Genomic DNA, 25,081 nt, shown 5'->3' with positions numbered 1-25,081 from the left:
CGCTATGCGTCTATCGCGTCGATTCACATGCGACACCGTCGTGGTCGCGGTCGAGTTCCCTGCGGTAACCGGGCTCGTCCTCGTCCATCGGCGCCGCGCCGAAGAACCAGGCCGTCTCGCAGTCCGGGAAGAACACCGGGATCTCGGGGATCTCCGGGAGGACGAACGACAAGGTGGTTCTCGGCGGTATCCCGGGAGTGCGGGTGTTCGGCGTGGTCGAGGGCGGCGGAGGGGCGGGCGGGGGAGACGTCTGTTTCACCTGGGGCGCGGGCGCGACGGGCTGTGTGGTTTTGGTCACCGTTGTCGCGTCGACGGTCGGCACGGCGAGGACGGGCCTGCCGACTTCAGGCGTGCGGTCCGTGGTGGCGAACGGGTGGGCACGGATGACGTTGCTGCTCGTCGTGTCGTTGAGCAGCACCGCTGCGAAGACGGCCAACACGGCCACTCCGGCAGCGATCCAGTGCCACTGTCTGCCAGCCATAGCTGTCCTTCACCGATCCGGGTTATCGGTCTAGTCCCCGCAGGGGGTCCTGGCGTTACAAGAGGATCTCCCTCTCACGAGGGAAGGTCCTCCCTCCGGCGGTCGATGTCCACACCGCTCAGCGGGACGACGGTAGGGGAATGGACATGGTTATCACGCAACGGCTTTCCAGTCCGAGAGCGGTTGTCGACGCGGTCGGTCAAGAACTTGCCACGCGCCTGCGCACCCGTCTTGACCAGGTCGAAGACCGGTTGCGCAGCACTCTGCGCGATCCGGGTGACGAGTTTCTGACCAAATCCGCGACGCACCTGATCGACGCGGGCGGCAAGCGGTTCCGGCCGATGATGGTGCTGCTCGGCGCCGAATTCGGCCCGGCGGGAACGGAAAACGTGCTTCACGCGGCGGTTTTGTCCGAACTTGTCCACGTCGCGACGCTTTATCACGACGACGTGATGGACGAAGCGCCGATCAGGCACGGTGTGGTGACCGCGAACACCAGGTGGAACAACACAATCGCGGTCCTGGCAGGCGACTATCTGCTGGCCAGGGCCGCGGAGCTGGGCGCGGATCTCGGCGAAACCGCGCTGCGGCTGCAAGTTCGTACGCTTGGCCGACTGGTGCGCGGCCAGATAGCCGAAACCGTGGGCCCGCTTCCGGGCGTAGACCCGATAGGACATTGCCTGCGGGTGATGTCGGACAAGTCCGCTTCGCTGATCGCGATGGCGGTCCGGCTCGGCGCGATGACGGCCGGGGCGGACCGCGCTGTCGTCCGTGCGCTGGACACGTACGGCGAACTGATCGGCATGGCGTTCCAGATCTCCGACGACATCCTGGACATCACCGCGACCGAGGCCGAACTGGGCAAGCGGCCCGGCACCGACCTGCGCGAAGGGATCGTCACCCTGCCCGTCCACTACGCGATCGAGCATGATCCACGGATCGCCGAGAAGGTCGCGCAGCCGATCGCCGACGACGCGGCCCGCGCCGATGTGCTGGCGCTGCTGCGTTCGTCGCCTGGACTGGACCGGGCCCGCGACGAGGCGAACCTGCATGCCCAGCGGGCCAAGGACATGCTCTGCGACCTGCCCGCGATCCCGGCCCGCACGGCGTTGGCGGCGTTGTGCGACTTTGTCACCACCAGGACGATGTGATCAGCGAATCTCCAGGAAGTTGCTGTCGATGTTGATTCCTACACCGTTGTGGGACTCGTCGTGGCCGCCGAGGAACTGGTGGATACGCTGCCCGGCCCAGCGGTCGGCCGGCAGGAACCGGCCACCGTCGGCGTTCGCCTGGCCGTTCCACCACGCGAACCACACGTGATCGGGCCGGCTGTAGGCGCGGTTGCCGTGGTTGCGGACCAGATCCGTGATCCCGGAGCTCGCGCTGCTGTACACACCGGACCGGTAGCCGCGCTCCCGCAACTGGTCGGCCCACCCGCTGAGAAACGACATCACAGCACCGCTGCACGGTCCGTCAGCGATGTTGTACGCCTCCATGTCGTTGTAGATCACCGTGCCCGCAGCGAGCCCCAACCCGCCGGCCAGCTTGACGGCGTCCGTGGCCGCGTCCCGGCCTTGTTGGCGTGCAACACCTTGGTCGAAGTCGAGTTTGTGCCGGAACGAGGTGCACGGCGCCTGCAGACCGACGTAGGTCGGAATCAGCCGCCATCCCTTGTTGACCTGCGTACTGACCCATCGCGGCGTCAGATTCGGCTGCGCGCACGCCCGGTGGATCCCGCCGATGTACACCCCGACGGCCCGGAACGGTGAACCGAGCCAGGCGTCCATCGCGCCCTGCGAAGGCGCGGCGCACGCGTCGAAACCGAGTCCTGTGTAGACACCAGGCTGCACAGTCTTGGCCAGCGGGGCGTCCGCCGCCTCGTCGACACGCGTGGCCAGGGACGCGAACCTGTCGCCGGTGACGGTCACGCGGGTCCGGTCGCCGATCGGTTCCAGCAGCATGGCGTCGGTGGTCTTGCCCTGTCTGGCCGAGCAGCGCTGCTCGGCTCCGGGCTTGCCGAGGTAGACGGCGTTGCGGTCGAACCGGACGCACTCGGCCGGATTTGCCGAGAGGTCGAACACCGGCCAGTCGGCAGGCACGTTCAGCTCATAGCCGCGATAGCTGACGGTGCGCTCGGCTGCGTTGGCCGGCGTGGTCAGCATCGCGGCGAGTGTGATGGCTCCCACGCCCGCGATCGACGCACGCATCCAGATCACTTCCCGACGGTGACGCTGTGTAAACGTTCCCCGGTATCTTCGGTGATCCTCACGACCTCGGCCACTCGAACGCCGTAGTGACGTGTCACGATCACGCAAATGAGCCCTATCGAGGCGACTCTGGTCGCACTGGCCGGTATGTGCGCCGGCGCGATCAACACCGTTGTCGGGTCGGGCACGCTCATCACGTTCCCGGTGCTGCTCGCCGTCGGGTATCCGCCGGTGGTCGCCAACGCGTCCAACAGCATCGGCCTGGTTCCCGGCGGTGTGGCGGGCGCGATCGGATACCGCAAGGAGCTCGTCGGGCAGCGCCCGCGGCTGATCAGGCTCGGGGTGTGCTCGCTGATCGGTGGCGCAGGCGGGGCGTTGCTGCTGCTTGTGCTGCCGCCGGGCGTGTTCAAGGCCGTTGTGCCGGTGCTGATCGTGATCGCGCTGATCCTGGTGGTCGCGCAGCCCTGGTTGTCACGCAAGCTCACGTCGATGGAACGCCACGAGCACGGCGGTGCAAGCGCGATGGCGGCCACGTTCGGCGCCGGCGTGTACGGCGGCTATTTCGGTGCGGCGCAAGGCGTTCTGCTGGTGGGCATGCTCGGAGTCCTGATGGACGAACGGCTGCAACGGCTCAACGCGCTCAAGAACGTGCTGACCGCGGGCGTGAACCTGGTCGCAGGCGTCATCTTCGTGCTGATCGCCGACGTGGACTGGTGGGTGGTGCTGCTGATCGCGGCCGGGTCCACGGTGGGCGGCATCCTGGGCGCGAAGATCGGCCGCAGGCTGCCGCCCGCCGTGCTGCGCGGGGTGATCGTCGTGGTCGGGCTGGTCGCGGTCGTGATGCTTCTTATCGACTGAACGACCTGGCCGCGGCGAGGAAGACGTCGTTCTCCTCCGGCGTCCCGATCGTCACCCGCGCACCGTCGCCGACGAACGCGCGCACGACAACCTTGTGCTCCAAGCAGTGCTCGTTGAACGCGGCTGTGCGCTCACCCAAGGGCAGCCATACGAAGTTCGCCTGCGTCTCGGGAATGTCATAGCCCGCGGCTATCAACTCGTCCCGTACACGGACCCGTTCGACCATGATCTCGCGGCAACGCGCCATCAGTTCGTCTTCCGCGTCCAGCGACGCGATCGCGGCGACCTGCGCGATGTGGTTGACGCTGAAAGGCACGTAGACCTTCTTCAGCGCGGTCGTGACGTCCTCGGGCGCGACGCAGTACCCAACGCGCAGACCCGCCAAACCGTAAGCCTTCGAGAAGGTACGCAGCACAGCGATGTTCTGGCGCTCGCGGAACAGGTCGATCCCGTTCGGAACGTCTGGATCGTTGACGAACTCGTGATACGCCTCGTCCAGCACTACGAGCACATTGGGCGGCACGGAGTCGAGGAACCGGAGCAGCTCCGCGGTACGCAAAGTCGTGCCCGTCGGGTTGTTCGGTGTGCACACGAACACAAGCCGGGTGCTGGGCGTGATCGCGGCGGCCATCGCGTCCAGGTCCAGCGCGTGATCCTCGGTCAACGGCACTCGTACCTGCTGTGCGCCGACAACATGAGTAACGATTGGATAAGCCTCGAACGACCGCCACGCGAAGACGACCTCGTCGCGTTCGGTACAGAGCGCCTGGATCAGCTGCTGGCACAGGCTCACCGAGCCGCAGCCGATCGCGATCTCACTGGCCGGGACGCCGAGTTTGTCCACCAGCCTGGCGGTGAGTTCGCCCGCGGCGGTGTCCGGATAGCGGTGGACATCCGCGGCCGCGACGGCGATCGCCGCCGACACGCTGGGCAGCGGCCCGGCCGGCACTTCGTTGCTGGCCAGCTTGATCGCGCCCGGAATCGTCCGGCCCGGCACATAGGACGGCAACGTCGCCAAGTCGGCCCGGGTCTGGACGTTGCTCACATCTTCATCACGCACACGCGCACGGTAGCCCGCGCGACGGCGAATCTGGGCCAGTATTTGGACCGGGATCCCGTATTCACGCGACAGCGTGGACGGTCTATCGTGATTGCCTCGTCTGTTTGGTCACGTTGACTGATGTTCACCCCTACGTGATTGGGTGGAGCCATGACCGAAACACGCACCGAGACGTTCACGCTCTCTGACGGAAGAGCGGCAACGCTCACCGTCGCCGAGCCCGAACGTGTCGTCCGCGGGGGCCTGGTGGTCCTGCATGAGGCCCGCGGCGTGACCGACACTGTGCGCCTGCTGGTGAGCTCGTTCGCCGCCGAAGGGTGGCTCACCGTGGCCCCGCACCTCTACCACGGCGAGGGTCCGCGGGAAGAACAGGTCAGACAGCTTTCCGGCGAATCGGTGCTGGCCGACACCGATATCGCCTTCGCCGTGCTCGCCGAGCGCGGCGTCACCGCCGACCTGATGGGCGTGGTCGGCTTCGACCTCGGCGGGAACGCCGCGATGGTGGTCGCCGGGCAGCGATCCATCGGCGCGGCCGTGACCGTGGGCGCGACCGGCATCATCCAGCCGGTGTCCACCGCGTTGCCGCCGCTGGTGGAGATCGCCGGCGAGTTGAGGTGCCCCTGGCTGGGCATCTACGGCGACCAGGACGACGAGATCGACACGTCCGAGGTGGAGAAGCTGCGCGACGCGGCGGCCGGATCCGGGGTGGCCACCAACGTGGTCCGCTTCGCCGACGCCGGGCACCGGTTCGACGAGGACCCGGCGGCGGCCACCGAGGCCTGGCACCGGACCCTGAACTGGTTCGATGCGCACCTGAGGTAGGACGAGTCTGGGTATGGTCCCCGGCATGGCGCAAACACCGAAGCCCATGCCGGGGTTCTCGGCGCCCGCCGCCGGTCTCGCGCCGGTGGCCGGGCAGGTCGAGGCGACCAGACGCAAGGCGGAGATCGACGGGCTGAGCCTGGACCCGGCCGCGGCCACCGCGTTGATCAACACGATCGCCCGGCTGCGCGGCAGAGTGGACGACCTGGTCGGCGAGTGCGCTGAGCTGGACCAGCCGCTGAAATTCGGTGCCAACTTCGTGGGCAGGACCGTCGCGGGCAGGCTGCAGGACACAGCGGCGGGCAGCGTCACGCCGGTGCTCACCACGTTCAGCCAGACGCTGGCGAATCTGCAGGCCATGGTGCAGGCGGCGGCCGGGCGCTACATGGTCACCGACGAGGAATCGGCCCGCAGGATGCAGCGCGCCCTGTCGCCGTTCGGCCTGCAGGCGGACATCTGATGGCGGCGATCAGGCCGATGCCCTGGCCGGAGCCGGAACCACAGCCCAAGCCCGGCGAAGAGGCGCTGTACGACAACGTCGACTGGATGACGTTCACCCACGAGCAGTTGTACGACATGGCTCACCAGGGCGTCGACGTCGCCGGCGCGAACGCGGTCGCTGCCAGGTGGGCCAAGCTCGGACAGGCCCTGCAGGAGATCAGCGACGACCTCGCGCAAGCGCTTGCGGCCTCCGTGGACGCCTGGCAGGGCGACGCCGCCGACCAGGCACGCGGCAGCATCGCCGCGCTGTCGGCCTGGTCCTCGGAGGCCAGTCAGACCGCGACCGACGTCTCCGGCTGCGTCTCCATCGAGGCCAACAACGCCGAGAACGCCAAGCGCACGATGCCCGAGCCGGTCGTCGGCCCACGCGTGGCCATCCCGGCAGCCGGCGACGCTTTCGCCTCTGCCATCGACATCGTGCGTGACCCGCACGGGCCGACGCGGCAACAGCACACCGCGCACCAGGAAGCCGCCCGCGTGATGCAGCAGTTCCAGCAGGCGTCCCAGGAGGTGTACGGGACCGTCCCGTAGTTCTCGCCGCCGCGGACCCGTGGCGAGTTCCGGCTCGAGGAACCCGTGCCTCCGCCGCCTGTGTCCAACCCGGAAACGCCGGTCACTCCACCGTCTTCGTCGAGTCCAATCCCAGGCTCAATGCCGAGTAACCCGGTCGCTCCGCCGCCGGTGAGTCCTGGTGTCGGCAACCCGAGCGCTCCTGCCGAGCCTGCTCCTCTGCGACCCGGTCCGGTTGCGGGGACGACTCCGCCGCCACCTGAGGAAACACGCCCAGTGCAGCGCGGCAGCACTGGCCCAGGCGTCGCCGCGTCGGGTGGCGGGATGGCGTCCATGGGTGGCATGGCTGGTGGTGGTGCCAAGGAGGAAGACCAGGAGCGCAAGGCGCCGAAGTACCTGGACGGCGATCCGGATGTCTTCAGCATCAGAGACAGGCTCGCGCCACCCGTGATCGGAGAGGAAGACGCTGGTGCGTGACCCGCATTCCGGGTGGATCCAGCTCAGCGCGGCCGAATTCGTCCTGGTGTGGCCCGCGCTCCGGCTCGGCCCGATTCCGCTCGCGCTCGGCATCCCCAACATCGGACGGACGACTCGCAGCCGTGCGGAGCTGGTCAACGAGGCGTCGTTGACGTTGTCCGGGCGTGACCTCGGCACTGTCCAGGAGCCTGCGCGCGATCTCGCGCATGTGCTGCGCCAGCTGGCGGCCGCCCAGACGCTTGTGGACCTGACCGTTGACGGGCAGGAGTCTTCGCTCGCCGCGATCGGCTCCATCACGCCGAGAGGCAATGCCGTGGCTGCGCGCGTGAGCGACGAAGTGCGCGTCGGGCCGGTTGAGCGCGTGACAACAGCCCTGCTCGACGCCGTGATTCCGTTACCCGCGGGTCCGGGTAACTCGGTGAACATCCGAGTCGCGGACTACGAGGACGCTTGCTCTGAGGGCGTGTACGACGGCGTATCCGGGTTTGTGAGGGTGCTGGCCCACAAAGGTGTCCGCCAATCGGACGCCACGATGGTGGCGCGGGCGTTGACCGACCGGCTCGGCGGCGGGCGATTCGGTGTCAACCACGGCCGTGATCGGTCCAGTATGTCCTGGGTGGACACTCCCGACGGCCGGTACGTGCTGCGCAACGCGGGCGGCTGGGTTTCTGTGGTGCCGGTCGACCCACATCGGCTCACCGTTATGGCGGACGAGATGGTGGTGTCTTCGGCGGCCATGAGTTAAGAACAGGGGCATGAGTGACGTCCCGGAACTGCTCTGGAAGCCAGACCCCGCACATGTCGCCGACACCCGGCTCGCCGAGTTCCGTACCTGGCTGCGCGCCAACCGCGACCTCGACCTGCCGGACTACGACTCGTTGTGGCGCTGGTCGACCACGGACCTGGCCGGATTCTGGGGCGCGGTAGCCGAGTTCCTGGGTGTGATCTTCCACGCACAGCCGACCGCGGTGCTGGGCTCGCGGTCGATGCCGGGCGCCTCCTGGTTCCCAGGCTCGACGCTGAACTACGCCGAACAGGCGCTGACCGGTCAGCCGGACGACGACCTCGCGGTCGTGTTCCACCGTGAGGACGGCAAATCCTCGCACCTGACGTACGGCAAGCTGCGCTCCCAGGTCGCCGCGTTCCGGGCCGCATTGGTGTCCCTCGGCGTGCGAAAAGGGGACCGGGTGGTCGCGCTCGCCCCGAACTGCCCCGAGACGCTGGTAGCGTTCCTGGCCGCGGCAAGCCTCGGCGCAACCTGGTCGTCCTGCTCGCCGGACTTCGGGCCACGCGCCATCGCCGACCGGTTCACCCAGATCGAGCCGACGGTTTTCATAGCGGTCAACGGATACGTCTACGGTGGACGGTCGTTCGACACCCGCGCGACAATCGACGCACTACGCGCGGACATGCCCAGCCTGCGCGCGACGGTGTTGATCGACTACCTCTCGAACGACGCCACACTGCCCGGAACCCTGTCGTGGGCAACGCTTCTGAAGTCCAATGAGGACTCTGAACTCGCGTTCGACGCGGTGCCGTTCGACCATCCGCTGTGGGTGCTCTACTCGTCGGGAACCACCGGCCTGCCCAAGGGAATCGTGCAGGGCCACGGCGGAATCGTGGTGGAACACCTCAAGATGCTCGCCCTGCACAGTGACCTCGGGCCGGGCGAAAGATTCTTCTGGTTCACCACCACCGGGTGGATGATGTGGAACTTCCTGATCTCCGGCCTGATGGTCGGCTGCACAATCGTGCTCTACGACGGAAACCCGGGATACCCCGACCTGACGGCGTTGTGGCGGCTGGCCGAGCAGCACCGGGTCACCTACTTCGGCACCTCGGCCCCCTTCATCCAGTCCTGCCTGAAAAAAGAGATCGAACCAGCCAGTCAGTTCGACCTCACCGCGATGCGCGCGATCGGCTCGACCGGAGCGCCGCTCTCCCCAGAAGGCTTCCGCTGGCTCGTGGAGAAAATAGGACCGAACGTCCAGATCTGCTCGGTCTCCGGCGGAACAGATCTGTGCACGGCATTTGTCGCCGCCTCCCCGGATATCGGAGTATGGCTCGGAGAATTGTCCTGCCGAGCCCTCGGCGCGGCCGTAAAGGCATTCGACGACGACGGCAAAGAAGTGATCGAAGAAGTCGGCGAACTCGTGATCACCGAACCGATGCCCTCAATGCCGGTCTCCTTCTGGAACGACCCTGACGGCACCAGGCTGCACGACGCCTACTTCGAGCCCTACCCAGGCATCTGGCGGCACGGCGACTGGATCAGGATCACAAATCGTGGCTCAGCTGTGATCTACGGCCGCAGCGACTCAACCCTCAACCGAGGCGGAGTCCGCATGGGAACAAGTGAGTTCTATCGCGTCGTCGAAGGATTCCCCGAGGTCGCGGACTCCCTGGTGATCGACACCACCAGCGTCGGCCAGCCGGAGGGCGAACTGCTCTGCTTCCTCGTCCTGACCCCAGGCGCGGCCCTGGAGGGCATCGAACACCGCCTCAAGACCGAACTGCGCTCCGCCCTGTCCCCCCGCCACGTCCCCAACAGGTTCATCGTCGTGGCCGAGATCCCCCGCACCCTCAACGGCAAGAAGTGCGAAGTCCCCGTCAAGAAGATCCTGGCCGGCATGGCCCCCGACAAGGCCGTGAGCAGGGACGCTCTGGCAAACCCGGACGCCCTGACCCCCTTCGTGACCCTCGCGGAGGCCTGACAGGACACCCCGCTTTGCACCCTCCCGTGGCCCCTGTGTACTCTTCTTTCTCGAAGCGGCCGAGGGCCCCGGGAGGCTTCGCCTAGTCTGGTCTATGGCGCCGCACTGCTAATGCGGTTGGGGATAACACCCCTCCCGGGTTCAAATCCCGGAGCCTCCGCAGGACGCTCGGCCTCGGCTGAGTGACAACTGAACATGCACCCGTAGCTCAACGGATAGAGCATCTGACTACGGATCAGAAGGTTAGGGGTTCGAATCCCTTCGGGTGCGCGTTTCGCCTGTTCAAGGCGCTGTGGGGCCGATCAGTCATGATCGGCCCCACACCTTTTCCACACTTTATGAACCACTTTCCACGATCACCCCAAGCAGCTTCGCCACCTTGGGACTGGCTGCAGCACGGCCAAAGTACGTGTCTTGCGTCACGCTCACCCGTTTGTGTCCGAGCTGATCGGCGATCTCTCTAACCGTCAGACCCTGTGGGGCTCGGTTACTCAATTCTGGCCCTGAGCTGCCGGTCCGCGACGATGGGTTCGGTCATGCGGCGATCTCGTATTCGCTTGTCAACCCGTCAAGGACGGGTCGACGCCGGACACGGTAGCCGGAGAGATCGACCGGCGTCGGGGGCAGATTCTCGGTTTGGGCCGGCGTAAGCTGCTTGAGAGTCCGGTGCGGCCGTACGGTGTTGAAGTGCCGCAGGTATACCGTGAGGACACGGCGCAGGTGCTGCTCGTTGACGAGCAGTAATCTGTCGAGCAACTCACGACGAAGACTTCCGATCATTCGCTCACAAATCGCGTTCGCACGAGGCGCTTGTGACGGGCTGGCGAGAATCCTGATGCCCTCGGCTTCGAACACCGCGTCGAACGCACGAGTGAACCGAGAGTCTCGATCCCGCAGCACGAACGTCAGCGTGTCAACACGCTCACCCAATTCCATCAGCAAATTACGAGCGGCTTGCACAGTCCACGCACCGGTCGGGTTGGCCGTGATCCCTGCCAGATGTGCCCGGCGAGAACGGTGCTCGACGACGATCAGCGCGTAGATCCGTTTCAGGAACACCGTGTCCACATGGACGAAGTCCACTGCCACGATGCCCTTAGCCTGCATAGTAAGGAACTGCTTCCAGGTCTGCCCTGACCGGCGAGGTGCGGGGTCAATGCCTGCGGTGGTGAGGATTTGCCACACTGCCGAGGCAGCGATCCGGTGCCCGAGACGAACGAGTTCTCCTTGGACGCGCCGGTGTCCCCATTGCGGATTGTCGGTCGCCATGCGGATGACGAGTTTCTTGATCGCTGCCGCGGTCGGTGGTCTCCCTGGTCGGCGCCGGTTGCTGTAGCCCCATTTGCGTGCGACCAGCCGCCGATGCCAGGCCAGAATCGTCGCTGGGGTGACGGAAAAGATCTCCCTCCAGCGCCGACGCGGCAACAGTCGGGACAGCGCGGCCAGCCACAACCGGTCCGCCGGGGTGTAGCGAACCCGCGCGATCTGCCGGTGCAGCACCGCGTTCTCATGGCGAAGCACCAACAGCTCCGCGTCCTTGGACAGATCACGACGCAACAGCACTGCCGGGACGCCCAGCAGGCACCGCACGATCAGGTAGAGCAGGGACAGTAGCACCTCGTGATCATTGCAAGCGACCATCTGGCAACCAGGAACATCCAGGTCAGAGCCGCAATCGAGTTTCCGAGCCGCACACGAAGAAACCCGCGATCCGCGACTTGTACCGCTCGAAAAGTCTTGACGTGCAGCGATGACTTTTCCAGCGGCACAGGATCCGCCGCCGGCAACGCAACGGTCGTCTGGTCATCGACCGCGCCAAGGTCAAGGCCGAGCAGCGGTTGGACGGCAAGTACCTGCTGGCCACTTCGGGCCCCGACATCACCGCCGAGGACACCGCCCTGGGCTACAAGAACCTGCTCGAGGCCGAGCGCGGTTGCGCGACTTCAAGTCCGAACTGCTGCTGCGGCCGGTGTTCCACCGGCTCGAGCACCGCATCCGCGCGCATGTCCTGATCTGCTGGCTCGCGCTGCTGCTGACCCGCGTGACCGAGCTGTCCTGCCGGCAAAACTGGCGAAACACCCGCCGCGGCACCGCTCGTCTCAAGCAGGTCACCCTCGCCGGCCAAGCCGGCACGATCACCCAGACCATCCCGCTACGGACCACCAGCAGGCCATCTACCAGGCGCATCCATCAACCCGCCACCCCGAATCTCCGCATTCGACCCAGCTGAACCCGACCAAACACCCCGCAGAAGGCGTAGACGCACGCCCTCTCCCAGCCCTGCACACGTTTCCCCAGCTCAGACCACGAACCGGCGATCACGTGTGACTACCAACTGCGGAAGCTGGGATTTCGTGCGGAAAGCTCATCTTGTTACGATCTTGTGGTCGCCCCTGCGAGGGGAAGGTAGCTCAGCCTCATGGTCATGCCTCGCTCCCCTGACTCTCCCCGCACAGATGACGTACAGCCCCGTTCACGAACGTTGATCGACGTTCTGCGCCAACGTGCTCGGGATTCGGCCGGCCGAGTGGCCTATCGGCACTTGGTCGACGGTACGTCCGCAAGCCAGGTGTCCATAACTTACGGCGCTCTGTGGCAACGTGTTCTCGCCGTCTCCGCCCAAGTACAGGCCGCGGGGCTGTCGGGTGGCCGGGTCGCGCTTGCGGTTCGGCCAGGACTCGATTACGTGGCGGGCCTATTCGGCGTCATGCACGCGGGTGCCACCGTCGTGCCGACGTTTCCACCTTCGGGCAAGCGGGCGGCAGAGCGACTCGCAGCTGTCCTGCGTGGCTGCTCACCGCAGGCCGTGATGGTGGACAGAGGCCGGACACCAGAACGCATGCCGGCGGATCCGCCGGTGTTGGAGATCAGCGGCGCCGCCACCGGTGAAGAGTTCGGTTGCATCCCGGCTGATCCTGGCTTGCTGCAGTACACCTCCGGCTCCACCGCCGATCCCAAAGGGATCATGCTCAATCACGCCAACCTGATGAGCAACTGCGCGGCGCTCACCGCCCATATCGGACACGAATCCGACCGTGTCGGTTTGACCTGGCTGCCGCCCTATCACGACATGGGGCTGATCGGCACTCTCTTGTTCGCGCTACACGGTGGTTGGCCGCTGGTGATGATGGATCCCGAGCATTTCGTGCAAACACCCGCTCGGTGGCTGCGTGCTGTCGGCGAGTTCGGGGTGACGATCACGGTGGCTCCGGCGTTCGCGCTGCAGCTGTGCACCGAGTCCATTTCGGACGAGGAGCTCGCCGAGATCGATCTGTCCGGTCTCCGGCAGTTGTTCTGTGGCTCCGAACCGATTCACCCGGATGTGCTCGGCAGGTTCGTCATGCGGTTCGAGTCCCGGGGCCTGTCTTCGACCGCCTTGATCCCGTGCTACGGCTTGGCTGAAGCGACCCTGTTCGTTGCCGGGAAGCGTGCGGATGAGCAGGTCCGCGTCGACCGCGGTGTCGTCAGCTGTGGCGTGCCCGCGGCCGGGCACGAGGTCTTCATCGTCGATCCCGAGTCCGGAAAGCCGTGTCCGGACGGGCAAGTCGGCGAAATCCAGGTCCGGGGTCCGAACGTGGCCGCCGGGTATTTCCACGACTCCGAGGCCACCGGCGTCACGTTCCGTGCGGGCCCTCACCGAGACGCACTGCGAACCGGCGATCTCGGCTATCTTCGTGACGGCGAACTGTTCGTGACCGGCAGGATCAGCGGTCTGATCGTGATAGCCGGGCGCAACCTGCATCCCCAAGATGTCGAAGCGACGGCGAACACCTGCCACGCGGCCGTGTTCCACTCGGTGGCATTCAGCGTGCCCGGCGCCTCGGGCGAGGAACTCGTGGTCGTCGCGGAACGCCGCGTCACCACGGGGCTCACCGAGGTGCGTGCGGCGATCACTGCCGCCGTCACCGCGGCGCACGGTGTGCGACCCCGCGACGTCGAGTTCGTCGGGATCGGCCGTATCCCGAGAACCACCAGCGGGAAGCTCCGCAGAGCCGAAGCTCGGCGCCGCTATCTTGCGGCGGCGGGATGAGAATTCTTCGGTTGCTCGCCTACGTCACGGTGATCACCTCCACGCTCGGTTTCGCCGGTGCCGTGGCGTTCTCTGTCCATTATGGGCTTACCGGCACCGACTTGGCGCTGTTCGCCGTGATGTACCTACTGACCTCGTTCGGCGTGGAGGGCGGTCTGCACCGCTTCTTCACACACAAGTCCTACTCCGCGGGGCCGGTGATGACCGTACTGCTCGGCATAGCAGGCAGCATGGCAGCCCAAGGGCCGATCCTGTTCTGGGCATCGGTGCACCGCCGCCACCATGCCTTCGCCGACCGTGACGGCGACCCGCACTCGCCCCGCCCTGTCGGTCATGGCGGGTTCGCCCGGCTGAAGGGCATCTGGCACGGTCACATGGGCTGGCTGTTCACTGTGGACCCCGGCTCCTGGAGATGGCATCGGCTTGTGCCGGAACTGCTGCGCGACCGTACGGTGGTCCGGCTGAACCGGCTCTATCCGGTGTGGGTGTTGCTCGGTCTCGCCGTTCCCACGCTGGCAGGCCTGCTGTTCGACGGCGGCGTGCGCGGAGCGCTCGGCGGATTGCTCTGGGGAGGCCTCGCCCGGATGTTCGCGCTCCACCACGTCACCTGGTCGGTCAACTCCTTCGGGCACCTGGTCGGCAACCGACCACATCGGACACGGGACCGCAGCCACAACATCGCTTCGCTGGCAACGATCACCGTCGGCGGTTCCTGGCACAACAATCACCACGCGCAGCCCGCACTGGCACACAACCGGCAGGGTTTCTGGCAGTTCGACCTCACCGGCACGATCATCCGGCTGCTCGATCGCGCGGGCCTCGTCCACGACGTGCGCTACCCCGTGCGCCGCGTCCCGAAGGGAGTGACACGATGACGACACTCGACCGCGGCGTCGTCCGGTTGGACCCGCACAGCCTGCGGGTGAAGCGGTTTTCGGCGCTGACGACGATGGTGCTGCCACTGCTGGGCACGGTTGTGGCGGTGTACCTGCTGGTGACCGGCCGTTTCACCGCCGTGGACATCTGGCTGCTCGCCGGGATGTACTGCGTGCACATCGGCGGGGTCACGATCGGGCTGCACCGCTACGTCACCCACCGGTCCTTCAAGACCACTCGCTGGATGCAGGACTTGCTCATGGTGGCAGGAGGAATGGCCGCGCAGGGGCCGCTGCTGTTCTGGGTGGCCACCCATCGCCGCCACCACCGCTTCGCCGACCACGAAGGCGATCCGCACTCGCCGAATCTGCACGGCGCCGGCTGGCGGCAGCGGCTGCGCGGCCTCTGGTACGCCCACATGCCGTGGATGCTGAGTGAGGAGTCGACCCGGTGGAGCGTGTTCGCCCCCGACGTCCTGCGCGACCGCCGTCTGGTAGCGCATCACCGCCTCTACCCTTACTGGGTGCTGGCCGGCCTGGCACTGCCGGCGCTGATCGGGTTCGCCGCCAGCGGCACGCTGTGGTCGGCGTTCACCGGCGTCGTCTTCGGCGGGCTTGCTCGTATCTTCGCGGCCAACCAAGCCTCGTGGTGCGTCGGTTCCATCTGCCATGCCTTCGGCCGCCGCCCGTTCACCAACGATGACCACAGCACGAACCTCTGGTGGGTAGCGGTGCTCACCTTCGGCGAGGGGCTGCAGAACAACCACCATGCCTTCCCCCGTTCCTATCGGCACGCCGTGCGCTGGTGGGAGCCCGACCTGAGTGGCTGGATCATCGCAGCGCTGGGGAAGGCGGGGCTGGTGTGGGACTTGCACACTCCGAGTCCCGCACTCGTGTCGAAACGGTTGGCCACAGCGGAGAAAACTGGAAAGGACTAGGCATGTTCCGACGCCGAACCAAGCTTCTCGACGGCCCGGTGACCGCCGACCGTCTTCGGGAGTGGCTGGTCGAGCAGCTGTCCGTACACCTGGACATCCCGGTCTCGCAGGTCGACCCGGACAAGGATTTCGAGTCGTACGGCCTGGACTCCCGTGCCGGTATGCAGATCTCGGGCAAGCTGGAAAAGCTGCTCGAACGCAGACTGTCGCCTGCGGTTGTCTACGAACACACTTCGATCAACGCACTCGTCGACCATCTGGTGGCGAGCGGAGATGACGATGACCCGAGCTGACCGGCCGAATCCGGCACTGGCGGAGTTTCTGGAGAAGTCTCGCAGTCTGGAAGGAAAACTGCTTACCGATTCGATCCCGAAGGAGTACTTCGATCCCCGGGTCGGCCGGGGACTGCTGGGCTTCCTGCTCAGTGCCGGCGTCTACGGTGGGTCGGTGGCGGGTGTCCTGCTCGCTCCGCACTGGGCCTTGTGGATTCCCCTGTGGATCACCGCGGGCCTCGGCGGCTGGGGACTGCATTGCATCGCGCACGACTGCGGCCACGGATCCTTCTCCCGCTCGCGTCGGCTCAACGTGCTCGTCGGCAGTGTCGCTCTGATGCCGCTGCTCTATCCGTTCCACTCCTGGCGGCACGTGCACAACATGCACCATGCGCACACCAACAACATCGAACTCGACACCGACTGGCGCCCACTGCCACCGCACATGTACGACCGGCTGTCCGTGCTGGGCAGGTTTGTCTACGCCAGCACCCGGACCTGGGCGTTTTGGGGCGGCACCGTTCGCTATTGGTGGCTCTCCGGCTTCCGCCCTGGGTTCTTCCCGAAAGCTTCGATGCGCCGCGAGGTCCGGTGGTCGATCGCGTTCACCATCATGGCCGGCGCGGCGCACCTGAGCACACTGGCGTTGGTCGCGGGTCCCTGGGCGTTGCTCACCGGGTTCTTCGTGCCGTGGCTGGCCACACATCTGTGGTTCAGCGCCACCACGCTCATGCACCACAGCGCGAGTGACCTGCCCTTCCTCGACTCACATCAGTGGACCCGCAACGCGGGCAAGTTACTGATGACCACCGACTACACGTACCCGAAGCCGCTGCGCCTGCTCACGCACAACATCTCGATCCACACGCCGCACCACGTCGCACCGGCCATCCCGTTCTACAACCTGCCCCAAGCCCAGGGAGCACTGAAGCAGGCATATCCCGGCATGGTCCGCGAGCAGAAGCTCACCCCGACCGCTCTCCTGGGCATCCTGAAGGACCTGCACCTGCACGACGCCGAGCACGGTGGCTTCTATCAGGACTTCGACCGCAAACCGGTACCGCCGAGGCAGACGCCATGACCGCGACCGGCAACGCCATCGGGCCCAGCGAGGCACTGGGGACGCTGTTCACCCCCGCGGGCAAACGAAATCCGTATCCGCTCTACGAAGCGCTCAGGGAACTGGGCCCCGTGGTCAGGCTCGGCCCGAAACTCGTATTCGTGCAGGGACACGACGCATGCGCGGCCGCACTGCGCGAACCGGGACTGCTCGTCACCGACGCATCCGTGCATCGTAAGACCGGGATGATCGAGCATTCCTCGTGGCAGTGCTTCACCAAGATCATGATGTTCAGCAATGGCACCGACCACGACCGTCTCAGGAACTTCTCCCGCTGGGCTTACCATCCGCAGAGCATCACGGGATTGCGGCCGATGATCGAAGACAAGGCAAAGGAGCTGGCCGAGCGCCTGGTGACCTGCGACAGCGCCACCGTCGACCTGGTCGAGGGGTTCAGCTCACGACTCACGTTGGCCGTCACCGGCGAGCTCTACGGCATACCGGTAGCCGACCAGCTGGCCCTGCGTTCGACCATAACGGACACGACCACCGCGTTCGAACCGATCTTCGACCTCGCGGAGCTGGCCGACGGTGACGCGGGAATGGACGTCTTGGTCGGCTACATGACCGATCTGGTGGCCAGCCGTCGCAGAGAACCTCGCGACGACCTCGCGACCAGGATGGTCCACGAGGCGGACGCGGCCGGGACGGTCACCAACGATGAACTGGTGGCGGGCCTGGTCATGTTCCTGATCGCGGGTGTGCAGAGTCCCAGCGACCTCATCGCGGGCGCGATCAGGATGGCGTTGAGGAAACCCGCGCAGTTCCAGGCAACTGACGCGGAAGCCTTCGTGACCGAAGTGCTGCGCTTCGACGCCCCGAGCCAGGTTCTCACCAGGGTCGCCGAACGCGACCTCACCCTCGACGGCGTGCCGGTCAAGGCCGGCGCCCGGGTGATGCTGCTCCTGGCCGCTGCCAATCGCGACCCGTCCCGTTACGACGAACCGGACGTCTTCCGGCCACACCGGACCCCGAACCGGCCGCTGTCGTTCGGTTTGGGCATGCACTACTGTCTCGGCGCCCAGCTCTCTCGTGTTCAAGCTGAGATCGGACTGACCACCCTCACCCGTCACTTCCCACACATGTCGCTCGAAGACGAGCCCCACTACCGCGACCAGCTCGTCCAGCGTGGCCTTGCTCGGCTGACTGTCCGGCTGCGGCCACGCGACACGCGCCACCAGGCGATGCTCTGACGAGACCAGCCAGTAGTGGAGATCGGCCGGCGCGGTCCTCCGCGTTGCCGAAACGATTCATCTCAGTCGAGCTGCAGCTCCGGCGAGTACAGGTCGAACCAGTGGTGGAGGTCCAGCATCCGGTCGATCCCGATGCGCTGAGTAGCCGACATCGTAACCGGGTCCACTTCGGACATCCGGTGTAACCAGCCGCGGTCCATCAGGGAGAACACCGGGGCATTCCGTTCAGTCAGGACCTCCTTCGCCTGTTGCTGCAGGGCAGCCGCGTAGCCGGGGTCCTGGGTGAGGGGATACGGGCTCTTGACCCGCTCTCGGACCGAGGCAGGCAGCACGTGCCCGGTGGCGTGCCGCAGCAGACTCTTTTCTCTGCCATCGAAGGTCTTCAGTGCCCACGGGGTGTTGTAGACGTACTCGACGAGCCGGTGGTCGCAGAATGGGACGCGCACTTCGAGTCCGACGGCCATCGATGCCCGGTCCTTGCGGTCCAGCAGTATTCGCACGAACCGGGTCAGGTGGAGGTGGCAGATCGTGCGCATCTTCCGATCCTGTTCGCTCTCCCCATCGCAGTGGTCAACCTGGGCGATGGCGGTGCGGTACTGGTCGGCGGTGTAGCCGGGCAGGTCCAGCGTCGCGCGCACCTCCTCGCGCAGCAAGGAAGACCAGTCGGTGGTGAGGCTCATCCGGCCAAGCCAGGGAAACGTCCCCGAGTTGACCGCCGCGTCGTTGTGGAACCAACGGTACCCGCCGAACACCTCGTCCGCGGACTCGCCGGACAGTGCCACGGTCGAGTGCTGGCGGATCGCCTTGAACAGCAAGTACAGCGAGGTGTCGAAGTCGCCGAGCCCGGCCGGGATGTCCCTTGCGAGGAGCACCTTACGCCGGACGTCCGGGTCGCTCAGCCCAGCGGGGTCGAGCACGATGTCCTGGTGGTCGGAACCGACCAGTTTCGCGACGTCGCGGATGAACGGTGAGTCCGGGGTGTCCCGCACCTCGTCCGGTCTGAAGTTCTCCTCCTGACCGAAGAAGTCGACCGAGAACGTCCGCAGCCGTTCACTCTGTTCGGCCAGCCGTGCCGCGGCGAGGCCGGTGATCGCGCTTGAGTCGAGCCCGCCTGAGAGCAGAACACAGCGCGGTACGTCGGCGATCAACTGGCGGTTCACGATATCGGTCATCAACTCCCGCACCCTGCCGACCGTGGTCTCCTGGTCGTCGGTGTGCCGGACCGCATCGAGCTTCCAGTACGTCCGGGTGCGGATCCCGGACCGGTCCATGGTCAGGATAGTGCCCGGACCGACCTCGTGCATGCCCTTCCACAGTGACCAGCCTGGTGCTTTCGTATAGGTCATCAGTTCGCGCAGGCCGTCGGAGCCGACCACCTTACGCGCCAGCGGGTTCGCGAAGATCGCTTTCGGCTCAGAACCGAACAGCACGCCGTCCGGAATCGGGTAGTAGTAGATTGGCTTGACGCCCATACGGTCGCGGATCAGGACGAGCTTCTTCTGACGCTCGTCCCAGATCGCGAAGGCGTACATGCCGTTGAGGTGATCGGCGACCGCGTCGCCCCACTCCAGATACCCGCGCAGCACGACCTCGGTGTCGCTGTCGGTCTCGAACCGGTGGCCCCGTTGGGAAAGCTTTTCGCGCAGCTCAGCGAAGTTGTACACCTCACCGCTGTAGACCATGGCGGCGAGCCCGGCGCCGGCCATCGGCTGCCTGCCGCCGGGCAGGTCGATGATGGCCAGACGACGGTGGCCCAGCGCCACGTCGGGCCGGACCCAGGTGCCTGAGTCGTCAGGGCCGCGGCACGCCATGGTCTCGGTCATCGCCTCGATGACCTCCCGGCGCTGCGTGAGGTCCGTGCTGAAAGAGACCCATCCTGCGATTCCGCACATCGCTGCCTCCCTGGCCTGCTCAGCCAGCCGTACCTGGCGTCATCCTGGTCGCGCATCGTCACGGCCCCACAGCCAACGGCGATACGTGTCAATCCACTCCGCGCCTTCCGGTGGTGGTGTCGCAACGGCAGGTCCAGATCGGGACGCGCTGCTTGGCCGTCCGCGTACGCAGATGGCAGTGATCTGGCCGTCCTCGGTGACGTCGACGCCCAGCACCACGGTCTGGAACGGGAAGGCGAGATTGTCCTCGAACATGGTGTGGAAGCCGGTAACGCACTCGCTGTCGTTGTAGCAGTCGGCGGTCGCCTCTGCAATCTTGGCGTCAAGCGCCGCCCGATTCGATCGGCCCACGCCGTCAGCCTGCCATGCCCGCGCGCCCAACTTGCTGCGGGTGCCCACCTACCTTCTCGTTCGCGTCGTCGCCCTCCGCGAGGAGCAGAGGACGGCGACGCGCTGCGGTGAATTCCTTTGTGCAGTTGAGGCTTGCGTTGTTCGGCAGCGGAAGTGCTGGAATCGCGCTTCACCGCCAGTGTCGCGATGGCCTGTCCTGGCTTGTCCTGCTCGCTCGGTCGTCGGCGTCGAAAGACGCCGAGATACTCGCCTTGCGACATGAAGTCGCTGTGCGCCGTGAGGCATCGATGAACCGAGGAAGGCGGGAGACCTTCTCGCTGGGCTGTCGCAGCAGTCTAGTGGAAGCTGAGCGCAGTCTGACCCGGAAGACGCCGGGAAGGGCGGGAAGCAGCGCTGACAAAGGCGGGACGGCTTGATACTGCTCGGGCACCACCGGCCACGCACGCGGCTGGACCGACATCACCTGATCCCTCCCGCGGCCGGCACAGGGACCGGCCACACAAGATCATCATCTGCCCACAACGATCACCATACGAAAGCACCCTGACCAGCATCTTCAGAATTAGGCAACAGAGTCCCACAGGGGTTAAGGGTGGGGGGAGGTTGAGGCGAGGGCGCGGGCGGCTTGGCCTGTGCGGCGGTTTGTTTGCCAACGGAGTTGGGCTCCGTGGAGGGCTGTTATCACTGATTGGATTACTACTAGGTAGGTTAGTTGTCGGTAGATGAACTGCTGGAGGGGGAGGCCCCAGAGGGGTTTCAGGGATTCGCCGTCCAGGTGGAGGGCGTAGCCTGCGCCCGCCGTCTGGACGGCCAGGAACACTGCCCAGATTGCGATTGCTTCTGGGGCGTTGGCCAGGAACATGCCGTAGAGGACGTAGGCGTCCATGGCTGGGCCCAGCAGGGGGAGCAGCAGTTGGAAGGCGAAGAGGTAGAGCAGGCCGTAGCGGCCCATTCGGCCGGATGGGCCTCGGTCTCGCCAGCTGCCTCGATGCTTCCACATCGACTGGAATGTGCCGAAGGACCAGCGGTAGCGCTGCCGGTAGAGGGATCGCAGGGTTGCTGGGACTTCGGTCCAGGCTCGGGCTGCCGGGGTGTAGGTGACGCGCCAGCCTGCGCGGGTTATCGCGATTGTCAGGTCTGTGTCCTCGGCGATTGTGTCCGAGCTTATTCCGCCTACGTCTGCGAGAGCTGCTCGGCGGAAGGCGCCGACTGCCCCCGGGACTGTGGGGATACATTGCAGGGCGTTCAGGATCTGCCGGTCCAAGTTGGACCCCGCGCAGTACTCCAGGTGCTGCCAGCGGCCCAGGAGGCTGCGCCGGTTGGCGACCTTGGTGTTGCCGGAGACTGCCCCCACTGTCGAGTCCGCCAGGGGTTGTACGAGGTGGCCGATGGTGTCCGGTTCGAAGACTGTGTCGCCGTCGACGAGGATCAGCACGTCGTGGGCGGCGTGGGCGATGCCGACGTTCAGGGCGGCCGACTTGCCGGCGTTGGCCTGGCGGATGACTCGGACTGCCGGCAGGTTGAGGGCGCGCACGATATTCGCGGTGCCGTCTGTTGAGCCGTCGTCCACCACAATGACTTCGACGTCCGCGGTGTGGGTGTTCGCCAGCAGGGAACGGACTGTGGCCGCGATGTTCGCGGCCTCGTTGTATGCGGGCACGATGACGGACACCGGTGGGGAGAACCACGGCGGCGGGTTGCGTTCGTGCTCTTTGGCCAGGCGGCGTGCTGTGTTGGCCAGTCCGAGTTGCATCAGGGCACGCAGCACGGCTAGCAGAGCCGCGGTGATGATCAGGGTGTCCAGGATGATCACCAGCAGGCCGCCGTTGTTCTGGGCCCAGGCCGAGACTCGGGCGGTGATCAGGCTCGGCACGCTGGCCTCGTCGTGCGGCGGCGGGATGACCAGGCCTTCGGAGATGCTGGCGAACCGGTGGCCGCGGGGCGTCATCGTCGACAGCAGGCCGTACACCTCGTCCACGGTGACGCTGCCGACGTCGTGCATCCGGATCGCCGTGCCGCGTTCGGCGATCGCGGAGAGTGCGGTCAGATCACCCCACGGCAACGTCTGGGCGTTCTCGGTCGGGTTGACCACGAGATAGCCGTCCTCGCCGAGGGCGGTCAGCGTCGAGTCGGGGATCCTGCTCTGCTGGCCGAACAATCGCGTGTGGACACCCGTGGCGTCGGCGAGGGCTTGCTGTGCCAGGGAGAGTTCCAGGTCACGTTGCCAGCCGGGCAGTTGGGTTATGTCGCCGGGCCGCAGTCCGGTGATGCCCACGTCGTGACCTTCGGCGAGCATCCGCCGGACAAGTTCCGGGTGTTCGTTCACGCGTTTGCCGACAAGCATGAATGTCGCGTGTGCGCCGTACTCTCGTAAGGCGTCCAGGATCCTGGGTGTCCACTTGGGATTGGGCCCGTCGTGGATCACCAGTGCCATGGTCCGGCCGGTGAGCGGCCGGTCCTCCAGGCCGAGGTCACTGGTCCGGACCACTGGGCCCCGGCCTCCGGGCTGCGATTCGGTATCAGCGAGTGGTGCTGTCGTCACGCTGTACGCATGCATCGCGAGTGCGCCCAGCAACAGGAAAACCGTGAGCCCCAGGGTGATCCAGTGCACCCAAGGGACGCCGCCGCGCTTCACTTCGACCGGATCGTGATCACGGGCCACGGCGGCGGCGAGTCATGTCCCGCGCTCAATGTGGTCGCGACAACGACTGTGACGAGCGTGACCATGCTCACGGCGACCAGCCTGCTCGTCAGTTGGACGAGCCGTCGCCTGCGCCCTGAGGCCGAGGCGAACACCGGCTTGCGTCCAGTGTGGCCCCAGGGCAGGACCGGTCTTTCTGCTTCCTTCTGCATTACATCCCCCAGGTTGAGCGTCAGCGTCTCGTGCGTGACCGCAGGACGAGACGGATGGCCGCGATGACGATGCCGGCGCCGATGCCGGCCGCGAGCCATGGAAAGCCTTGAAGATACGGCGGTGCGAGCGCGGCGACGAGCTCTTTTGTGCTGCCCCACATGGGTTGTTGCCGCCATGCTGCCCGGCCGATCGCCACGACCAGCAGAGCCATCGGCGGCGCCGGGACCACGACCCACAGGCCGACCGGGCGGACCAGCGTCGCTGCCGCGACCGCGCCGGCGATCACCCACGCACCGAACATCCAGCTGGAAGCCGTGCCGTCAGTGACCAACCCCATACCGATGAAGACCGTCAGGATGGCCACGGCTGCGGCCGACGGCACCTGCACGGGCACATGCGGGTGTACCGGCGTTTCCCCCACCACTGCCGTCCTGTTTGTCATCATCGGGACCCCATTGCGACTATAGGTCAGAAGTGTTGCCGCGTAACATCGGGCGAATGGACGCCTTGGGGGGAGCGCGCCGTCGCTGGCGGCGGTCTGTGCTTGTAGTGGTCCGGACCATGTGGATTCTGGTCTCGATCGTGATGATGGTCGCGGCCGGTGTGGCGTGGGCGACGTACCAGGATCTGGACACCGGGGTGCGCCGGTCCAAGGCGATCCCGCCGGACGCCGCGCGTTCGGTCGGCGCGATGAACCTTCTGGTGATGGGCCTGACGACCCGGCTCGACCTGAACGGCGATCCGCTGCCGGACGACATCCTGGCGCAGCTGCAGGCGGGTGAGAGTGACCGGGGCGGTTACAACGCGAACACGTTGATGTTGCTGCATATCCCCAATGACGGATCACAGGCGACGGCGTTGTCCGTGCCGCGTGACAATTTCGTCGACTTGCACGGGGTACCGGGCGCGCCGGTGAAGGGGAAGATCAAAGAGGCGTACGGCCGGGCGAAGATCGCCGAGGAGACGCGGTTGCGCGCGGCCGGATTGCAGGACCTGCACGAGCTTGAGTACCGAGGCCGGGAAGCCGGCCGGCGGGCCCAGATCGAGACGGTCAGCACGTTCCTGGACGTGCCGATCGACCATATGGCCGAAGTGAGCCTGGCCGGTTTCTACTATCTGGCGCGTGCGTTGGGCGGCATCGAGGTCTGTGTGAACAACGCGACGCGTGACCCGATGTCCGGTTCGGACCTTGTCGCCGGCCGGCAGACGCTCAACGCGTCGCAGGCGCTTGCGTTCGTCCGTCAGCGGCACGGCCTGAAGAACGGTGACCTCGACCGCACCAGGCGCCAGCAGGCGTTCATCGCGGCGGTGACGTACAAGCTGCGCGGCCAGGGCGCGGCCACCGATCCGAAGATCCTGTCCGGGCTGATGGACGTGGCCAAGCAGAACGTGGTCCTCGACGAGGGCATGGACCTGTTCGACTTCGCCCTGCGGGCATCGAGCCTGACCGGTGGCCGGATGACCTATCTGACGCTGCCGATCGAGGACACCCAGACAGTCGACGGCGAGAGCATCAACATCGTGGACGTCACCAAGGTCCGCAAGCAGGTGGGCGCCATGATCGGCCCCAACCTGGCCAAACCGAGCTCGCCACCGCCGACGACGGCTACGACGACGGCGCCGACGACCACGTCCGCCCCACCGCCGCCGGCCGCGATCCCCTGCGTGGACTGAACCCGAACATCTCGGATTGATAACGACGGCCAACCTTCGGCGCTGTCATGCGCCTTTCTTTGCGGAGGGGTTGAGCGGGGGCAAATCCCGGAAACTGGCTGAATTCTGTCATTCGGGAGAGCTGTACGCATTTGAACGATTGTGGTGCCGCGGTGATTCCGGCGGGGTGATCACCGGGGTGACAGTGCGACCGCAGGCGGGCCAGGCGCGGCGGGTATGACGGGGCAGGGGGAACCACGGGGGTGGTGAAAA

The 25,081-nt window shown here is 66.2% G+C and carries 25 protein-coding genes and 2 tRNA genes; 18 read left to right on the top strand and 9 right to left on the bottom strand.

Translation table 11 applies throughout. From position 1 onward, the window contains the following. Nucleotides 1-10 precede the first annotated feature (10 nt). Nucleotides 11-481, bottom strand: a complete 471-nt coding sequence (locus tag JOF56_RS09900; protein WP_209636580.1) for an excalibur calcium-binding domain-containing protein — start codon at nt 479-481, stop codon at nt 11-13. A gap of 146 nt (nt 482-627) precedes the next feature. Here JOF56_RS09900 and JOF56_RS09895 point away from each other — a divergent pair, with 146 nt between their 5' ends. Continuing rightward, a complete protein-coding gene (locus tag JOF56_RS09895; protein WP_209636578.1) occupies nt 628-1,632 on the top strand; it encodes a polyprenyl synthetase family protein in 1,005 nt (334 codons plus the stop codon). On the opposite strand, the gene JOF56_RS09890 is transcribed toward JOF56_RS09895, so the two are convergent. Beyond that, entirely contained in the window at nt 1,633-2,688 is a 1,056-nt protein-coding gene (locus JOF56_RS09890) for a DUF1906 domain-containing protein (RefSeq protein ID WP_245379300.1), read from the bottom strand. A 108-nt stretch (nt 2,689-2,796) separates the two neighbouring features. Between JOF56_RS09890 and JOF56_RS09885 the strand changes: the two genes are divergently transcribed. Then, nucleotides 2,797-3,546, top strand: coding sequence for a sulfite exporter TauE/SafE family protein (locus tag JOF56_RS09885; protein ID WP_209636575.1), 750 nt, complete (start codon nt 2,797-2,799; stop codon nt 3,544-3,546). On the opposite strand, the gene hisC is transcribed toward JOF56_RS09885, so the two are convergent. After that, nucleotides 3,536-4,591: a histidinol-phosphate transaminase gene (gene hisC, locus JOF56_RS09880; protein WP_209648141.1), complete on the bottom strand. Its 1,056-nt coding sequence runs from the start codon at nt 4,589-4,591 to the stop codon at nt 3,536-3,538. The genes JOF56_RS09885 and hisC overlap by 11 nt on opposite strands. A gap of 165 nt (nt 4,592-4,756) precedes the next feature. Here hisC and JOF56_RS09875 point away from each other — a divergent pair, with 165 nt between their 5' ends. From JOF56_RS09875 to JOF56_RS09840, 8 genes are all read left to right on the top strand, one after another. Then, nucleotides 4,757-5,428 (top strand): dienelactone hydrolase family protein, encoded by a 672-nt coding sequence (locus tag JOF56_RS09875; protein WP_209636573.1) that lies wholly within the window; start codon nt 4,757-4,759, stop codon nt 5,426-5,428. 25 nt (nt 5,429-5,453) lie between these two features. Then, nucleotides 5,454-5,888, top strand: coding sequence for a hypothetical protein (locus JOF56_RS09870; RefSeq protein ID WP_209636571.1), 435 nt, complete (start codon nt 5,454-5,456; stop codon nt 5,886-5,888). Continuing rightward, nucleotides 5,888-6,460, top strand: a complete 573-nt coding sequence (locus tag JOF56_RS09865; protein ID WP_209636569.1) for a hypothetical protein — start codon at nt 5,888-5,890, stop codon at nt 6,458-6,460. Before JOF56_RS09870 ends, JOF56_RS09865 begins: the two co-directional genes overlap by 1 nt. Before the next feature lie 255 nt (nt 6,461-6,715). Beyond that, on the top strand, nt 6,716-6,916 hold the full coding sequence (locus tag JOF56_RS09860; protein ID WP_209636567.1) for a hypothetical protein: 201 nt from the start codon (nt 6,716-6,718) through the stop codon (nt 6,914-6,916). Continuing rightward, the gene (locus JOF56_RS09855; RefSeq protein WP_209636565.1) at nt 6,909-7,661 is read left to right on the top strand and encodes an ESX secretion-associated protein EspG; all 753 of its coding nucleotides are present in this window, start codon (nt 6,909-6,911) and stop codon (nt 7,659-7,661) included. Before JOF56_RS09860 ends, JOF56_RS09855 begins: the two co-directional genes overlap by 8 nt. A gap of 10 nt (nt 7,662-7,671) precedes the next feature. Continuing rightward, entirely contained in the window at nt 7,672-9,630 is a 1,959-nt protein-coding gene (locus tag JOF56_RS09850; protein WP_209636563.1) for an acetoacetate--CoA ligase, read from the top strand. Nucleotides 9,631-9,701: 71 nt separating this feature from the next. Continuing rightward, nucleotides 9,702-9,790 (top strand) — tRNA-Ser (locus JOF56_RS09845). A 37-nt stretch (nt 9,791-9,827) separates the two neighbouring features. Continuing rightward, nucleotides 9,828-9,900, top strand: a tRNA-Arg gene (locus tag JOF56_RS09840). Nucleotides 9,901-10,164: 264 nt separating this feature from the next. On the opposite strand, the gene JOF56_RS09835 is transcribed toward JOF56_RS09840, so the two are convergent. After that, nucleotides 10,165-11,247 (bottom strand): integrase core domain-containing protein, encoded by a 1,083-nt coding sequence (locus JOF56_RS09835; RefSeq protein WP_209636561.1) that lies wholly within the window; start codon nt 11,245-11,247, stop codon nt 10,165-10,167. A 316-nt stretch (nt 11,248-11,563) separates the two neighbouring features. Between JOF56_RS09835 and JOF56_RS09830 the strand changes: the two genes are divergently transcribed. The 7 genes from JOF56_RS09830 to JOF56_RS09800 all read left to right on the top strand — a co-directional run bounded on the left by JOF56_RS09830 (nt 11,564) and on the right by JOF56_RS09800 (nt 18,058). After that, nucleotides 11,564-11,860 carry a hypothetical protein gene (locus JOF56_RS09830; RefSeq protein ID WP_209636558.1) on the top strand — a complete coding sequence of 99 codons (297 nt, stop codon included), beginning with the start codon at nt 11,564-11,566 and terminating at the stop codon, nt 11,858-11,860. Nucleotides 11,861-12,049: 189 nt separating this feature from the next. Next, nucleotides 12,050-13,660 (top strand): fatty acyl-AMP ligase, encoded by a 1,611-nt coding sequence (locus JOF56_RS09825; protein WP_307855012.1) that lies wholly within the window; start codon nt 12,050-12,052, stop codon nt 13,658-13,660. Beyond that, nucleotides 13,657-14,535 carry an acyl-CoA desaturase gene (locus tag JOF56_RS09820; protein ID WP_209636555.1) on the top strand — a complete coding sequence of 293 codons (879 nt, stop codon included), beginning with the start codon at nt 13,657-13,659 and terminating at the stop codon, nt 14,533-14,535. The genes JOF56_RS09825 and JOF56_RS09820 overlap by 4 nt, the downstream gene beginning before the upstream one ends. Further along, nucleotides 14,532-15,473 carry an acyl-CoA desaturase gene (locus JOF56_RS09815; protein WP_209636553.1) on the top strand — a complete coding sequence of 314 codons (942 nt, stop codon included), beginning with the start codon at nt 14,532-14,534 and terminating at the stop codon, nt 15,471-15,473. The genes JOF56_RS09820 and JOF56_RS09815 overlap by 4 nt, the downstream gene beginning before the upstream one ends. Before the next feature lie 2 nt (nt 15,474-15,475). Further along, a complete protein-coding gene (locus JOF56_RS09810; protein WP_209636552.1) occupies nt 15,476-15,766 on the top strand; it encodes an acyl carrier protein in 291 nt (96 codons plus the stop codon). Further along, the gene (locus JOF56_RS09805) at nt 15,753-16,826 is read left to right on the top strand and encodes a fatty acid desaturase (protein WP_209636550.1); all 1,074 of its coding nucleotides are present in this window, start codon (nt 15,753-15,755) and stop codon (nt 16,824-16,826) included. Before JOF56_RS09810 ends, JOF56_RS09805 begins: the two co-directional genes overlap by 14 nt. Continuing rightward, nucleotides 16,823-18,058: a cytochrome P450 gene (locus JOF56_RS09800; RefSeq protein WP_209636548.1), complete on the top strand. Its 1,236-nt coding sequence runs from the start codon at nt 16,823-16,825 to the stop codon at nt 18,056-18,058. The genes JOF56_RS09805 and JOF56_RS09800 overlap by 4 nt, the downstream gene beginning before the upstream one ends. 62 nt (nt 18,059-18,120) lie before the next feature. On the opposite strand, the gene asnB is transcribed toward JOF56_RS09800, so the two are convergent. From asnB to JOF56_RS09775, 5 genes are all read right to left on the bottom strand, one after another. Beyond that, nucleotides 18,121-19,950 carry an asparagine synthase (glutamine-hydrolyzing) gene (gene asnB, locus JOF56_RS09795; protein ID WP_209636546.1) on the bottom strand — a complete coding sequence of 610 codons (1,830 nt, stop codon included), beginning with the start codon at nt 19,948-19,950 and terminating at the stop codon, nt 18,121-18,123. Between the two features lie 39 nt (nt 19,951-19,989). Further along, nucleotides 19,990-20,301 (bottom strand): hypothetical protein, encoded by a 312-nt coding sequence (locus tag JOF56_RS09790; RefSeq protein WP_209636544.1) that lies wholly within the window; start codon nt 20,299-20,301, stop codon nt 19,990-19,992. 586 nt (nt 20,302-20,887) lie between these two features. After that, the gene (locus JOF56_RS09785) at nt 20,888-22,912 is read right to left on the bottom strand and encodes a bifunctional polysaccharide deacetylase/glycosyltransferase family 2 protein (RefSeq protein ID WP_307855011.1); all 2,025 of its coding nucleotides are present in this window, start codon (nt 22,910-22,912) and stop codon (nt 20,888-20,890) included. A 20-nt stretch (nt 22,913-22,932) separates the two neighbouring features. Continuing rightward, nucleotides 22,933-23,154 (bottom strand): hypothetical protein, encoded by a 222-nt coding sequence (locus tag JOF56_RS09780; protein ID WP_209636541.1) that lies wholly within the window; start codon nt 23,152-23,154, stop codon nt 22,933-22,935. Nucleotides 23,155-23,174: 20 nt separating this feature from the next. After that, nucleotides 23,175-23,597, bottom strand: coding sequence for a DUF6542 domain-containing protein (locus tag JOF56_RS09775; RefSeq protein ID WP_209636539.1), 423 nt, complete (start codon nt 23,595-23,597; stop codon nt 23,175-23,177). A gap of 56 nt (nt 23,598-23,653) precedes the next feature. Between JOF56_RS09775 and JOF56_RS09770 the strand changes: the two genes are divergently transcribed. After that, the gene (locus JOF56_RS09770) at nt 23,654-24,829 is read left to right on the top strand and encodes an LCP family protein (protein WP_209636538.1); all 1,176 of its coding nucleotides are present in this window, start codon (nt 23,654-23,656) and stop codon (nt 24,827-24,829) included. The last annotated feature ends 252 nt before the right edge of the window (nt 24,830-25,081 follow it).

Source organism: Kibdelosporangium banguiense (genome assembly GCF_017876405.1).
GTDB lineage: Bacteria > Actinomycetota > Actinomycetes > Mycobacteriales > Pseudonocardiaceae > Kibdelosporangium > Kibdelosporangium banguiense.
This window is presented reverse-complemented; position numbering and strand designations above follow the sequence as displayed.